9 protein-coding genes and 1 pseudogene are annotated in these 14,905 nt (G+C 45.4%); 7 read left to right on the top strand and 3 right to left on the bottom strand.

Features of this window, described 5'->3' with window-relative positions:
- The first annotated feature begins 344 nt into the window (after window positions 1-344).
- From V7K85_RS23815 to V7K85_RS23795, 5 genes are all read left to right on the top strand, one after another.
- Window positions 345-1,943: a B12-binding domain-containing radical SAM protein gene (locus tag V7K85_RS23815; protein ID WP_334817149.1), complete on the top strand. Its 1,599-nt coding sequence runs from the start codon at window positions 345-347 to the stop codon at window positions 1,941-1,943.
- Window positions 1,944-2,306: 363 nt separating this feature from the next.
- Window positions 2,307-3,350, top strand: a complete 1,044-nt coding sequence (locus tag V7K85_RS23810; protein WP_334817147.1) for a DUF2891 domain-containing protein — start codon at window positions 2,307-2,309, stop codon at window positions 3,348-3,350.
- Window positions 3,351-3,602: 252 nt separating this feature from the next.
- Window positions 3,603-4,646, top strand: a complete 1,044-nt coding sequence (gene gap, locus V7K85_RS23805; protein WP_334817145.1) for a type I glyceraldehyde-3-phosphate dehydrogenase — start codon at window positions 3,603-3,605, stop codon at window positions 4,644-4,646.
- Between the two features lie 236 nt (window positions 4,647-4,882).
- On the top strand, window positions 4,883-6,313 hold the full coding sequence (gene pyk, locus V7K85_RS23800; RefSeq protein ID WP_334817143.1) for a pyruvate kinase: 1,431 nt from the start codon (window positions 4,883-4,885) through the stop codon (window positions 6,311-6,313).
- 150 nt (window positions 6,314-6,463) lie between these two features.
- Window positions 6,464-7,468: a transaldolase gene (locus V7K85_RS23795; protein WP_334817141.1), complete on the top strand. Its 1,005-nt coding sequence runs from the start codon at window positions 6,464-6,466 to the stop codon at window positions 7,466-7,468.
- A gap of 126 nt (window positions 7,469-7,594) precedes the next feature.
- Here the strand turns inward: V7K85_RS23795 and V7K85_RS23790 are convergent, their stop codons facing one another.
- Window positions 7,595-7,969: a hypothetical protein gene (locus tag V7K85_RS23790; RefSeq protein ID WP_334817139.1), complete on the bottom strand. Its 375-nt coding sequence runs from the start codon at window positions 7,967-7,969 to the stop codon at window positions 7,595-7,597.
- A gap of 458 nt (window positions 7,970-8,427) precedes the next feature.
- Here V7K85_RS23790 and V7K85_RS23785 point away from each other — a divergent pair.
- Both V7K85_RS23785 and V7K85_RS23780 read left to right on the top strand, forming a co-directional pair.
- Window positions 8,428-9,237 (top strand): annotated as a pseudogene (locus V7K85_RS23785) (MvdC family ATP-grasp ribosomal peptide maturase); the annotation flags it as partial.
- Between the two features lie 43 nt (window positions 9,238-9,280).
- Complete coding sequence (locus tag V7K85_RS23780; protein ID WP_334817137.1) at window positions 9,281-10,246, top strand: MvdD family ATP-grasp ribosomal peptide maturase; 966 nt, start codon at window positions 9,281-9,283, stop codon at window positions 10,244-10,246.
- A 94-nt stretch (window positions 10,247-10,340) separates the two neighbouring features.
- On the opposite strand, the gene lnt is transcribed toward V7K85_RS23780, so the two are convergent.
- Together lnt and gyrA are read right to left on the bottom strand one after the other, a co-directional pair.
- Window positions 10,341-12,002 carry an apolipoprotein N-acyltransferase gene (lnt, locus tag V7K85_RS23775; RefSeq protein WP_334817460.1) on the bottom strand — a complete coding sequence of 554 codons (1,662 nt, stop codon included), beginning with the start codon at window positions 12,000-12,002 and terminating at the stop codon, window positions 10,341-10,343.
- A complete protein-coding gene (gene gyrA, locus V7K85_RS23770) occupies window positions 11,983-14,589 on the bottom strand; it encodes a DNA topoisomerase (ATP-hydrolyzing) subunit A (protein WP_334817135.1) in 2,607 nt (868 codons plus the stop codon). The genes lnt and gyrA overlap by 20 nt, the downstream gene beginning before the upstream one ends.
- Between the last annotated feature and the right edge of the window lie 316 nt (window positions 14,590-14,905).

Genomic DNA, 14,905 nt, shown 5'->3' with positions numbered 1-14,905 from the left:
TACATCCGTCCCACAAGTCCTGGTCTTTCCGGCTAAATCATTTACCCATGCATCTTTGAGGATTTACGGAAATTGCGATGTCTGACAACAAGCCCGGAGTAACAGAAACGTCTCCGGCTTTGCATTGCGCGTCTACGTACTCCTCACACTCATTCAGCAATTTTGAGCTACTCTCTGGTCTGAAAACAGTAATAATCGCCCTCAAAAAATATTGCTTTGTCTAAATCAGTCATAGTAGAGCTTACAGCTACTGCATACAGAAGCTGATCTAATCTGTTGTCAGACAGGTTTAGTTTGACATCAACTCAAGCAGCAGCAAACATCAAGGTTTATAAGCATCGAATATGAACGTTTTACTTTTATATCCCCGCTTTCCAAAAAGTTTTTGGTCTTTTGAAAAAACACTGGCTTTATTAGACCGTAAAGCAATGCTACCGCCTTTAGGCTTGGTGACTGTAGCCGCGATTTTACCCCAAGAATGGGAGTTCAAGCTAGTAGATCGAAATGTTCGCGTCTGTACAGAAGCAGAATGGGCTTGGGCAGATTTGGTTATTATGTCGGCGATGATTGTGCAAAAAGAGGATTTGCTCTCTCAGATATTAGAAGCAAAGCAGAGAGGTAAGCGAGTCGCTGTGGGTGGCCCCTTCCCGACAGCGCTACCGAATGAAATGACATCCGCTGGAGCAGACTACTTGATATTAGACGAAGGAGAAATCACCCTACCTTTATTTGTAGCAGCGATCGCACAGGGCGATCGCACAGGCATCTTTCGCTCTGGTGGTGAAAAACCAGATGTTACCAATACTCCAACTCCTCGCTTTGACCTGCTAGAATTTGAAGCCTATGCAGAGATGTCGGTGCAATTTTCCCGTGGATGTCCCTTTCAGTGTGAATTTTGCGACATTATTGTTCTCTATGGTCGCAAACCCCGCACCAAAAACCCGGCTCAACTGTTAGCAGAACTTGATTATCTCTACAAACTGGGTTGGCGGCGCAGTATTTTTATGGTGGATGACAACTTCATCGGTAATAAGCGGAATGTCAAATTATTTTTGAAGTCCCTCCTGCCCTGGATGGTGGAACATAACTATCCCTTTTCCTTTGCCACAGAAGCTTCAGTTGATTTAGCCCAAGATCAAGAACTGATGGATTTGATGGTAGTGTGTAATTTTGGAGCCGTTTTTCTGGGAATTGAAACCCCCGACGAAGAAAGTCTCACTTTCACTCAGAAATACCAGAATACCAGAGACTCACTCAGTGAAGCGGTGCATAAGATTACCCGCTCAGGGCTGCGAGTCATGGCAGGCTTTATCATTGGGTTTGATGGCGAGAAAGTAGGAGCAGGCGCACGAATTGTCAAGTTTGTTGAACAAACAGCAATTCCCACAGCCTTATTTAGTATGTTGCAAGCGCTTCCAGATACAGCCCTCTGGCACAGATTAGAAAAGGAAGGACGACTCCGCAATAAATCTGCCAACATCAACCAAACCACGTTGATGAATTTTGTCCCAACTCGACCGTTAGAAGACATCGCTCACGAATATGTGCAGGCGTTCTGTGATTTGTATGAGCCAGAGCGGTTTTTAGAGCGTACATACAAACACTTCCGTCTTTTGGGCGAAGCAACCTACCCGAAAAAGGGCAAAGCTGCCAAGAAACCATTGAACTGGAAAGTACTCCGAGCGTTTGTGATCATTTGCTGGCGCCAAGGTTTACGTCGTCGGACGCGCTGGCAATTCTGGCCCAACTTGTGGAGCATGTATCAGCATAATCCGGGTGGGGTGAGTAGCTACTTAGCCGTTTGTGCCCAAATTGAGCATTTCTTGGAGTATCGCCAAATTGTCCGGGATGAAATTGAGGCTCAAGTAGCTGGCTTTCTGGAAGCAGAAGCTAGGGTAAAACCTGAAGCAGAAGTGATGGAAGTGTTAGGGAGTTTAAAATAATAACTCATATCACAATACCCTTGGATTAAGACAAATTGTTGGGTGTTTTATACCATTTCACACAAACCCTAATACATATAGATTTCTCGTAAGGAACATTGCTCATTGAAACCTCGTTTCCAGCCAGAGGCTGGAAATGCTCCTCATTGCGGCTCTGCCGCAAGTCAAGAGGCGGCAGCCCCCCCATTAGGCATTCCCACTCAGAGACTCTTAACGAGACAAAAGGTAATACCTTGCAATGCCAATGCATCGGCCGCATTGTTAATGCGTCCCCCTACAATGCCAATGCATCCCGATACAATGTTAATGCGTTGCCTTGCATTAAAAACGCTACGCTTTTAGGCAAAACTGTACTAAGTGACTATGCCAGCCGATAATTTGGAGATTAATCAAACGACTGCGACACAATTTGCTCAATTAGTGCTGGATTGTATCGGGCGGGAGTATCCCAACAGTAATCTGTATTGGGCTGATAGCGACGAGGATATAAAACCACCGCGTAAATTGACTCCTGCTTTTTATGGTTGCTTAGATTGGCATTCAGCTGTACATGGTCACTGGTTGCTGGTACGTCTGATGCGTCACTTTCCTGAAGCTTCCTTCAATGCAGCGTCAAAGCAAGCACTTGAGCAGAGCCTTACACCTGAGAAGATTCAAGGAGAGATTGCCCATTTCCAGCGGCTGCCCTTTTATGAATTTCCTTATGGCGTGGCATGGCTTCTGCAACTGGCTGCGGAACTTCACGAGTGGAATCATCCTCAAGCGAAAGAATGGCGGGTTGTATTGGAACCGCTAGAAAAGTTGATTGCAGGTAACTTACACCGCTGGATTGAGGCACTGAAACTCCCAAATCGCACAGGGATGCATAGCCAAACAGCTTTTGCTCTCGGTTTGATGCTAGATTGGTCACGGATTACTGAAAATACTGACTTCACTCAGTTAGTGGAGAACAAAGCACGGCAATTCTATCTCAACGATCGCAACTACTCGTTACAATTCGAGCCGCTTGGCTACGATTTTCTCTCTCCTGGCCTTGCTGAAGCAGACCTGATGCGGCGAGTCCTCCCAACAACAGCTTTCACTGACTGGCTCACCGATTTTCTTCCCCAAATACCGATTCAGAATTGTGCAAATTGGTTACAACCGAACATAGTAGATAATCCTAAAGATTATATGCAATCCCACTTCTGGGGTCTTAATCTCAGTCGCGCTTGGATGCTTGAGGGGATCATTTCTGGATTGGCAAATAGCGATCGCCGCATAGAAACACTTCGCTCTGCTGCCGTTCACCATCGTCGGAATGGACTAGCAGATGTTGTCATTGAACATTATGCAGCTAGTCACTGGCTAGGAACTTTTGCTGTTTACCTCCTAACGAATCGTGGATTGCAAGGGCAAACTATTTGAACAGTCTGGACGATCTCACAATGTATCAGACTTTGTAAAAACTCGAACAATTAGCTCAAAGAGATAAGTAGTAAATTAAAGGGGGATTTTCCCAATCCCTAATCTCCAATGCCCCAAACCTTAAAAGATGCCAAGTAAATATCCCTTAGCCGACTGAGACTGTCAGGATCAGAAAGTAAAGAGTAAAAGGCAATCTATTTTGACTTTTAACTTTCTCCTTTTGTTCAAATTTCCACAACGGGAGGTTTAATCTTGACTAAATTGAAAGTTGGTATCAATGGCTTCGGTCGAATCGGGCGACTTGTGCTTCGCGCTGGCATCGATAACCCCAACATTGAGTTTGTGGGGATTAACGACCTAGTACCACCAGATAACCTCGCTTATCTGTTAAAGTACGACTCAACCCACGGTAAATTAAAGCACAAGATTGAAGCCAAGGAAGATGGCATCCTCATTAACGGGCACTTCATTCCTTGTGTCTCCGTGAGGAATCCAGCAGAGTTGCCTTGGGGACAATTAGGTGCAGATTATGTCGTAGAATCTACGGGACTCTTCACTGACTACGAAGGAGCCGCAAACCACCTGAAGGCAGGTGCAAAGCGAGTGGTAATTTCCGCTCCCACCAAAGATCCAAATAGAGTTCCTACTCTACTAATGGGTGTAAATCATCACTTGTTTGACGCCAGCAAAGATATAATTGTCTCCAATGCTAGCTGCACTACAAACTGTCTAGCTCCCATAGCTAAGGTGATCAATGACAACTTTGAGTTGACTGAAGGGTTGATGACCACAGTTCATGCGATGACTGCCACTCAGCCAACTGTAGACGGCCCCAGCAAGAAGGACTGGCGGGGTGGTCGAGGTGCAAGCCAGAATATTATTCCCTCCTCCACAGGCGCAGCTAAAGCCGTAGCACTGGTTTTACCAGAATTGAAAGGTAGGTTAACTGGTATGGCATTACGAGTTCCGACTCCGGATGTCTCTGTAGTTGATTTAACTTTCAAAACTGCCAAAGCCACCAGTTATCGGGAAATCTGTGCTGCTATGAAGGAGGCTGCCGCCGGCTCACTGTCGGGTATCCTGGGCTATACAGATGAAGAAGTAGTTTCCACAGATTTTCAAGGCGATACCCATTCCAGTATCTTTGACGCAGGTGCTGGGATTGAGTTAAACTCCAACTTCTTCAAGGTAATTGCTTGGTATGACAACGAATGGGGCTACTCGAATCGCGTGATTGACCTGATGTTGTCTATGTTACAGAAGGAAGAACTCGCACCGACAGCGGCTGTGGTTTAATTGGTCAATTAGTCATTAGTCATCTGTCATTGGTCATTGGTCATTAGTGATTAACTTTTGACTTTTGACCCTTGACTTTAGGGATTTGGGTCAAATGGTAAATACCTCGAAAACAAAACGTCATTTAGTATCTTTACTTAGTAAATCAGTGATATGAAACACGTGTAAATTTGGATGCTTTGGGCGATCGCTCAAAGCATCCAAATTTGCAGGTTATTCCTCAACCCCCAATCCCTATGCGTCGAACCAAAATCATTTGTACTGTTGGGCCGGCTTCATCTGCACCTGAAAGGCTGCAAGCTTTAGTAGAAGCTGGAATGAATGTGGCGCGGCTGAATTTTTCCCACGGGGCCTATGAATTCCACGCCCAAACGGCTCACTATCTCAGGCAGATTAGTATTGAGCAGCAAAAGCCGATCGCAATTATGCAAGACTTGTGTGGCCCGAAGATTCGCTTGGGAACTTTACCACCGGAAGGGTTAAATTTAGAAGCTGGTAGTGAAGTCACCTTTGTTTTGCAAGAAAAGGGTGAGACTATCGACGAACTACCCCTACCATTGCCGACTTTGTTCGCAATGGTGCGACCAGGCGAACCGATTTTGATTAATGATGGTCGCGTCAAGTTGATTGTTACCGCTCGTGATGCCGATCGCATTCGCGCTCAGGTGAAAATTGGCGGGTTAATTTCTACGCACAAAGGAGTAAACCTGCCAGAAACTCCTTTACCTGTCAGTTCGATCACCGAAAAAGACTTGCTGGATTTGCGCTTTGGGATTCAGTTGGGTATAGACTGGGTAGCGGTGTCCTTCGTGCGATCGCCACAAGACTTAGAACCCGCCAAGCGAATGATTGAAGCTGCTGGTGCTTCGATCCGTTTAATTGCCAAAATCGAAAGAGCAGAGGCAGTAGAAAACTTTGACTCCATTCTGAAAGTTGCTGACGCGATTATGATTGCCCGTGGCGATTTAGGGGTAGAAGTGCCAATTCATGAAGTACCCCTAATTCAAAAAGATATTATTCGCCGTTGCAATCGTGCTGGCAAGCCGGTGATTACAGCCACCCAAATGCTAGAGTCGATGATTAGCGCCCCTGACCCCACCCGCGCCGAGGCAACCGATGTTGCCAACTCCATCTTAGATGGTACGGATGCAGTAATGCTTTCTGGTGAAACCGCCGTCGGACAATATCCAATCGCCGCCGTCCAAATGATGCACAATATCGCTGTGCGGACAGAACAGGCTCTAGATGAGGGTAGCAGACATGCCTGGTGTCATGAAGCAGGCAGTCTCAGCGTTACCGAATCGGTGGCAGAATCAGTGTGTCGCATCGCCTATGAAACAGGCTCACGGGCAATTCTCTGTAATACTTCATCAGGAAGTACGGCAAGAATGGTGTCTAAATACCGGCCAACTTCCCCCATTATTGCCCTAACCTCTGACATCACTGCTTATCACCAGTTAGCGCTTTCTTGGGGTGTGGAAGCTTTGCTGATCCCACCAGTCCACAATGCCGAAGAGATGTTTACGAATGTGGTAGACACTGTTGTAGACATGGGTCTAGCGAATAAGGGCGATAAGGTGGTAATTACCTCTGGGGTTCCAATTGGTAAATCGGGAACAACTAGTTTAATCAAAGTGCATTCCATTGGACAGCCAATCTCAGCATAAGGCGCTTAGAATAGGGCTGTGGCTGTGGATAGTAAGCAAACTTGGGCAATGATTCCGAAAAATTGCCAAAATCAGAATTGAAGGAATAGTAGAGAGTGTAAAGAACTGGGGAATAAAGTAAATCCTGTAACATTCATCACGGAGCATTTTATGTCTAAGAGTTTACTGGAACAATTGCGGAAAATGACTGTCGTGGTTGCGGATACAGGGGATATCCAGGCAATTGAAAAGTTCAAACCTCAAGACGCCACCACCAATCCTTCTCTGATTACTGCTGCGGCGCAGATGCCAGAATATCAGGAAATTGTCGATCAAACTTTACTCCAGGCAAAGAAAGATGCTGGAGCCAAAGCTACCCAAACACAGATAGTTTCTCTCGCTTTTGACCGTCTGGCAGTTGCCTTTGGATTAAAGATTTTACAAATCATTCCCGGTCGTGTGTCTACGGAAGTGGATGCTCGCTTGTCCTACGATACCGAAGCTACCCTGACTAAGGCACGGGAATTAATTGCCCAGTATAAAGCCGCTGGAATTGGCCCCGATCGCGTGCTAATTAAAATTGCCAGCACCTGGGAAGGCATTCGGGCTGCGGAAATCCTCCAAAAAGAAGGTATTCACTGTAACCTTACCTTGTTGTTTGGTCTTCACCAAGCGATCGCCTGTGCAGATGCTGGCGTTACTCTAATTTCTCCCTTCGTTGGTCGGATTCTCGACTGGCACAAAAAAGATACCGGACGGGATAGCTACCCAGCAGCCGAAGATCCAGGAGTTTTGTCTGTCACCAAAATCTACAACTACTACAAAAAATTCGGCTATAAAACCGAAGTTATGGGAGCTAGCTTCCGTAACCTTGGTGAAATTACTGAACTTGCAGGTAGTGATTTGTTGACAATTTCGCCGTCGCTTTTAGGTGAATTGCAGGCAACCATTGGAGAACTACCACGCAAACTCGATCCTGCCAAGGTAGCAAACTTGGAAATTGAAAAGATATCCATTGACAAAGCTACCTATGACAAATTGCACGCCGCTGACCGCATGGCAACTGACAAACTAGACGAAGGCATCAAAGGTTTCACCAAGGCATTAGAAGACCTTGAGAAACTTTTGGCAGACCGACTAGTTCGCCTTGAAGCAGAGGTAGTAGCAACTCATTAGAACGTAACGATAGTCATTATTTAATGGTTAGTGGTTATTCTAATAACCACTAACCATTAACAATTGGCTTAGTTGCATCAGCAGTCATTAATACCGTTGTCGGATAATCAGGTATTGTCCAACTGGCTACCGTCGTCGGATATTTTCGTATCCTCTGAAATGCTCCCGTCGTCGGTTATTTTCGTATCGTTCAAAACGCTCCCGTCGTCGAATATTTTCGTATCCTCCGAAATGCTCCCGTCGTCGGATATTTTCGTATCCTCCGAAATGCTGCCGTTGTCGGATAATCTGCCGTCGTCGGATGATTTGGTATCGTCCTGATCGCCGTCGAGCAATTAAAAGCTCTCCGGTTTTATCTCCAACGAGGTTAGCCTCTGGCGCAGCGTTCTGTTCATTGCGAACATTACTTAGAGAAATATCCTTCGCTTCAGCTAATGAGGGCGGATACACAAAGGCACATAGCAATAGTGCTATTGAGGATAACTTCCTGAAACCTTTCATGTTTTTGCTTCTACTAGACTTTTGGTAATAACTTTATTAAACACCTTAAATTCAAAAAATCATCGCTCATCCACTTTTTTTAAACTTAATTTAGGATGAAATTTTATATTCAAATTTCACCCTTATGGATAATTGTAATATTTTCAATCTATGTATATAAATAATCAGTAACTAGCAAAATGTAATTTTTTCTACATCGAGAAATTATAGCGTTTATTAATTGAATACACTACATTTTTTCTGGTAACTTAGCCCGGAAAGCCTTTACTAATAAGGGTAAGATGCTCCCATATTTTGATTTAAACAAGCCTTAGCTCAGACTTATCTCCATCCCACAAGATGTATCAAAAGTGTATTCAATGTAAACGATAACTGCTAAATATTCTTAGGGGAAACTGTAAAGAACTAGCTGTTACCAGGTTTCTAGCTTCAGTCAACCTGACTCAAATAAACCCTGATTAAAATATGGCGATCGCTCGTTCAATACAGAGCAAGTGCAAGCAGTATGGATGCGGCGTATCTGGCAACCTGAGTTGAGTAAAGAATTGGCTCCACAATTTCAAGCAGCCTGCACTAGTGAATCATTGGCCGCCTTAGATGGCTTTTGGGATAGTCTCAGAGGAGCTAGGTGGGTGGATGATTTACAAAGGATTAACGCAGCTGAAAACAAGTTACGCCAACTAAGGGTTGCTTCGGAAGTTGGTCTTGTCATACCTCAGACTCTTGTCACCAACAATCCTCAAGAAGCACGAGAGTTTTTCCACCGCGTAAAGGGAAAAATGGTTGCTAAACTCCTCAGACCTCTTTCTTACAGTATGGAAGGCTCCTCTTTTTTTATGTACACCAGCGCAGTCAGAGAAGAAGATTTAGTTGATGCCGAGACACTGCGCTATTGTCCAGTTGTGTTTCAAGAACAAATCCCCAAACGGCAAGAACTACGGGTGGTGTATGTAAATGGCAAGCTCTTTGTCGGAGCATTAAATGCATCAGATTATGCAGCATCTACCCAAGACTGGCGACGTGCTCCAAAAGACGCTTGTGCATGGCAACCCGATGAATTACCTGATGAAATAATCCGTTGTCTCCATGCCTTTATGGCAAAGTTTGGACTGGTTTTTGGAGCCTTTGACTTCATCCAAACACCATCAGGGGAATACGTTTTTTTGGAAGTTAATCCTACAGGAGAGTGGGAAATGCTGGAGAGAGATTTGGAATATCCGATTGCGGAAGCGATCGCAGATGCACTACTCTCAACAAGTGCCCAATGATAACTTTGACCCTGATTAAAAATTCAAAACTCGGCAGTTGAATATGACTGTTTTAATCATTACCCACAGTGAAGACAACGAAAGTATTCCCCTAGTCATTCAAGCAATTGAGGCTCAAGGGAGCAAAGCATTTCGTTTTGATACAGACCGATTTCCCACAGAAGTACAGCTAGATGTTTACTACGGTGCAACTGAGCAAGTAATTCTAGAAGCAGATGACCAGAAGCTAGATTTAAGTGAAGTATCCGCAGTTTGGTATCGGCGGATCGCCATTGGGTCAAGGATTCCCACTACGATGGACAAGCAAATGCGACAAGCCTCAATTCAGGAATCTCGCGTCACTATTCAGGGGATGATTGCCAGTATTCAGGGGTTTCATCTTGACCCTCTGCCAAATATCCGTCGAGCCGAAAATAAGCAGCTTCAATTACAAATAGCAAGGAAAATAGGTCTGGATACTCCACGCACCTTAACTACTAACAACCCACAGGCAGTAAAGCAATTTGCCCAAGAGTGCGAACAGGGTATGATTACCAAGATGCTTTCTTCCTTTGCCATCTACGACGAGCAAGGGCAAGAAAAGGTCGTATTTACCAATCCAGTCGCACCAGAGGATCTCGACAACCTTGAAGGACTGCGTTTTTGCCCAATGACGTTTCAAGAGAAAATCCCAAAAGCTCTGGAACTGCGGACAATTATTGTAGGTCGAAATGTGTTTACAGCCGCAGTTGATTCCCAAGCTTTGGATAAAGCACGTTACGACTGGCGCAAACAGGGAATCGCCTTACTCGACGCTTGGGAATTATACACTCTACCCCAAGATGTGGAAGATAAACTGCTCAAACTCATGGCAGAATTTGGTTTGAACTATGGAGCGATTGATATAATTTTAACTCCAGATGGTCGTTATATATTCCTTGAGGTCAACCCAGTTGGTGAGTTCTTCTGGCTGGAACGCACTCCTGGCTTACCAATTTCCCAGGCGATCGCACAGGTTCTACAGAATTAATATAATTAACCAAACAAGTTTGCATAAGTCCATTCATAGCCACTGTTAAATCATCAGAACAAGTTTCTGAATATTACACAGTTAAAGTTGTCCGTCAGGACTGGGTGAGGTTTTTGTTTATTTTCTTTGTATCCCTAAGTTTAATTACCAACCAAGCTCCTCCAGAAGATATCAATAACAATGGTGTCAACCAATCACCCCAATGCACATATAGAGTTTGCGTCTGTCGGCGATAAATTGTTTCAGCATGAGTTTCGTAGGTATTATATCCAGATATCCACAAGGTTCTGCCGTGAGGATCTACAAAAGCTGAATATCCGGTATTAGTTGCCCGTGCTGACCATCGATCAGTTTCAATTGCCCGCATCATATCCTGTGCATGGTGCTGGAATGGCATTGATGCAGTGTAATGGGCATCATTAGAAGAACTGAGGATAAACTGCCCACCCGCCGCAGCTTGACGGCGAAATTGCTCCGGAAAAGCAGATTCATAACATATACTAGCGATCGCCCGACCAAAAGGGGTATCAAATAGCTGATTTGCTGAACCGGCAACTTGGTGTGCATCCAAAGGCGACAAGCGTTGAACTATTCCGCCTAAAATTCCTTCAAAGGGAATATATTCTCCCAGAGGTACTAATTTGGCTTTATCGTAGCGGCTGACAATTTCACCCTTACTGTTGAAAGTAAATAAACTAATTGTATAACTGTCTCCCCGTTCGCCAAAAGCCCCAATCCAAGCAACTACGCCTTTTTCTTTCACGGCTGCGACTAAGGCAGTTGCCATCAAGTTACGCTGGAAAATAGGTAAGGCTCCTTCTGGGGTGAGGACTGCATTTACACCTTGGTCTGCTAAAGTTAGATATCCATTGGTATAGTTTTCTTGGGCGCGACGAAACCCTTCGGAACTTCGTAAAAGTCGGTTCGGGATATTACCCTGAACAATCCCCACTTTCAAGGCTGCTTCTGGGGGTTGGGCAATGGGACGGCTATATAAGATAAAACCGATCAGGTGTAAGGTAATTAATAATCCTGTGGCGATAACCCAGTATTTATTAACGAACCGCAGAGGCGCAGAGGACACAGAGGAAATCTTGGCAGACTTGGCGTCTTCTCTGCGAGACGCTGCGCGTTCACGTAGTGTCTCCAAGAGTTGGCGGTTCGTCCATCCTTCAGCAATTAAGCCATTGACGGCAACTATTGTTGCTGTCACAGTATTAGGCCCAGAGAGTTGGCCCAGATGTAAAATTACGAGGTTATGCGGACTTTGTGTGTAAGCAAGAGAACTCCACCATAGAGGTCCGGCACTCCACAGACTCTCTAAGCCGCACCAGATGGCTGTACCAATTAATATACGTAACCACGGGTTTTGTCCGCCCAGGCGAACCATCACCGCCGCCCAAATAGCAACGAATACCCCTCCCAGGACACTGATGAATCCCCAACAAAAAAGGGTGATTGCCAAACTCGGCAACCAAGGAACACCCAACCATGTCATCGGATGAATTCCCGTAATCCAAAATAAGGCGACACCGTGATAACCGATACCCCAGAGGAAAGCCGGGGGGAATTGGTTTTTGCTTTTGGCTGAAGTGACAACTAGTACCCATAAAGGGACTATGGCAATCCAAGCCAATAACCATGCACCTACAGGGGCTACGGTTAGCCCCATTAAAATGCCGCTGGCTAAGGCAATCAAGTAAGGGAGTGAGGCGGTTAACCTCTCTCCCTGCTTTTTATTCAGCTTCTTCTGCATCGACAGCATCAGGTGGAACTATTGCCACTCCAGTAATGGCGTCGTCTTCGTCTAAACGCTGCACTCTGACTCCAGTTGCCGATCGCGATTGGATAGAAATCGCATTCAACGCTTGACGAATGATAATACCGCGATTTGTCACCATCATCATTTCATCATCATCATCGTTGACAATGCGTAGGGTTGCCAACTTGTCTTTGTTTTTGCGGTTTTTGAATTTGGTTGCCATTAAACCCTGACCAGCACGGTTTTGCAGGCGAAACTGGCCAACTGGTACGCGCTTACCATATCCTCCCATTGTAATTACTAACACCCAAGGTCCAATACTGCCGTTGCTAAGTACTTCTGCGGACTCTTCATTAATTTCGATAGTTTCGATATCTTCTGTTTCGATAGTTTCGATATCTTCAATTTCGGCTTCTGTAATTGTATCCAAAGTGGCAAGAATTGCTGCAGGGAGAATATCCATACCCACCAGTTCATCTTTATTTTTGAGTTTCATGGCTTTCACACCACGAGTCGCTCTACTTAAAGGACGCAGTTGTTCGTGGTTGCACCGGAAGTGAATCGCCATCCCGTGACGAGAACCAATGATTACACTGTCCTCTGCTTTAGCACGTCGCACCCAGCGCAGTTGGTCGCCTTCTTCGAGGGAAATCGCAATCAAGCCATTGGCGCGAATGTGGCTAAACGCTGCCAATTCGGTTTTCTTGATATTCCCGCCCTTGGTGAGCATCACCAAATATTCTTCGTTGCTAAACTCATCAACGGGTACAATTGAGGTGATTTTTTCCTCTTTGGGAATCGGTAGCATTTGGACAATCGGTGTCCCGCGACTGGTACGGGAACTAACTGGAATTTGATACGCTCTTAAGCAGTAAACGACGCCACGCTCGCTAAAGAATAAAATACTGTCGTGATCGCAGCAAGTCAAGAAATGCTCAACGGTATCATCATCTTTTACCTTAGCTGCGGCTTTACCTCTGGTAGCACGGCTTTGCGCCTCAAAGGTGTTGACTGGCATCCGTTTGATGTAACCTTGCTCTGTAACCAGAATGATCGCTTTTTCATTGGCAATTAGGTCACGGTCATCTAATTCTCCTTCCCCTGGTAAAATCACCGTGCGGCGGGGTGTGGCGAAGCTAGTTTTCAGTTGCGTGACTTCAGTTTCAATGATTTCTAGCACTCTCTCCCGGCGTGCCAGAATATCTTGCAAGTCAGTAATTTTCGCTTGTAGTTCCTCGTGTTCCAAACGAATTTTGTCGGCTTCTAAGGCAGTCAACCGCCGTAATTGCATCTGCAAAATCGCATCTGCTTGCACTTCCGAGAGTCCGTAAGTTGTGATGAGTTCGCCTTTGGCTGTGGGCGCATCGGGAGCATGGCGAATCAAGACAATAATCGGATCTAACTGGGACAGGGCAATCAATAACCCTTGCAAGAGATGGTCGCGTTCCTCGGCTTTTCGCAGTTCATAACGGGTGCGTCTGGCAATGGATTCGATCCGGAAATCCAAAAAGACGGTTAAGAACTGCTTGAGGGTGAGTACTTGGGGTTCGCTATTCACCAACGCCAGCATGTTCGCCCCAAAGTTGGCTTGCAGTGGCGTTTGCTTGTAGAGGTTGTTCAGTACGACACGGGGATAAGCATCACGCTTGAGTTCGATTACAACTCGCATCCCGTCGCGATCGCTTTCATCCCGGATATCTGCGATCCCCTCTAGACGCTTTTCGTTCACCATTTCGGCGATTTTTTCAATCAGCGCCGCTTTGTTGGTTTGATAGGGCAATTCGGTGATGATAATTGCTTCTCTATCTGGGCGTCCCCGCTGTTCAACGGTTTCAATGTTAGCTACGCCACGCATGGTAATGGAACCACGCCCAGTGGTGTAAGCTTCTCGAATGGCAGATGTCCCCAAAATCTGCGCCCCAGTCGGAAAGTCTGGGCCGTGGACATACTGCATTAATTCGAGATCGGTGATTTCTGGATTGTGGATCACTGCCACCAAAGCATCAATCAATTCGCCCAAGTTGTGGGGGGGAATGTTGGTTGCCATGCCCACGGCAATTCCAGACGAACCGTTGAGGAGTAACTGCGGAATCCGTGCCGGTAAAACTGTCGGTTCTTGCTGGGAACCGTCGAAGTTATCGGCAAAGTCTACAGTTTCTAATTCGATATCGTGCAGTAGACCGGCACTAGTTAAAGCTTGCAAGCGGCATTCTGTGTATCGCATTGCCGCGGGCGGATCGTTGTCTACCGAACCAAAGTTACCATGTCCGTTAACTAAGGGCGATCGCATGGAAAAATCCTGTGCCATCCGCACCAAAGCATCATACACTGCGGTGTCGCCGTGGGGGTGATATTTACCCAGCACTTCCCCTACCACACGGGCGCATTTCTTAAACGGGCGATCGTGGAGCAGACCTAGCTCGTGCATTGCGTAGAGAATGCGACGATGCACAGGTTTTAGACCATCCCTGGCATCTGGCAGCGCCCGACCCACTATCACGCTCATGGCGTATTCCAGATAAGACTGCGACATTTCGTTTCGCAAGTCTGTCGGGATAATCCTCTCCTGTGAGGTTGTCATAACCTAAAAATCTCCAAAAATCGTAGATTTTAGCTTTTTTATTCAACAAAGCGCAAAATTATTCTAAATTGCTCTTGAATAATTGCCATATTTTGATACAATCTTAGCATATATTGCTTTTTTTTGCCTGGATAACTAACTCAAATATCTAGAAAAAAAGGAGTATAATAAATCACATTAAACAGGCTCTTAGCTAGTTAAAGAGAGCATTAACTAAAAGCTTGCTTAGTGCAAATTTACTTAACTTGAAATATGACAGGGAAATTTAAAAGAACAATCTAAATTGGCTTTATAAGCTCTTACTTTTATAACCGTT

It is taken from the genome of Nostoc sp. (genome assembly GCF_036917615.1).
Classification (GTDB): domain Bacteria; phylum Cyanobacteriota; class Cyanobacteriia; order Cyanobacteriales; family Nostocaceae; genus Nostoc.
The sequence above is the reverse complement of the archived record's forward strand: the minus strand, read 5'-3'. Positions and strand labels throughout refer to the sequence as shown.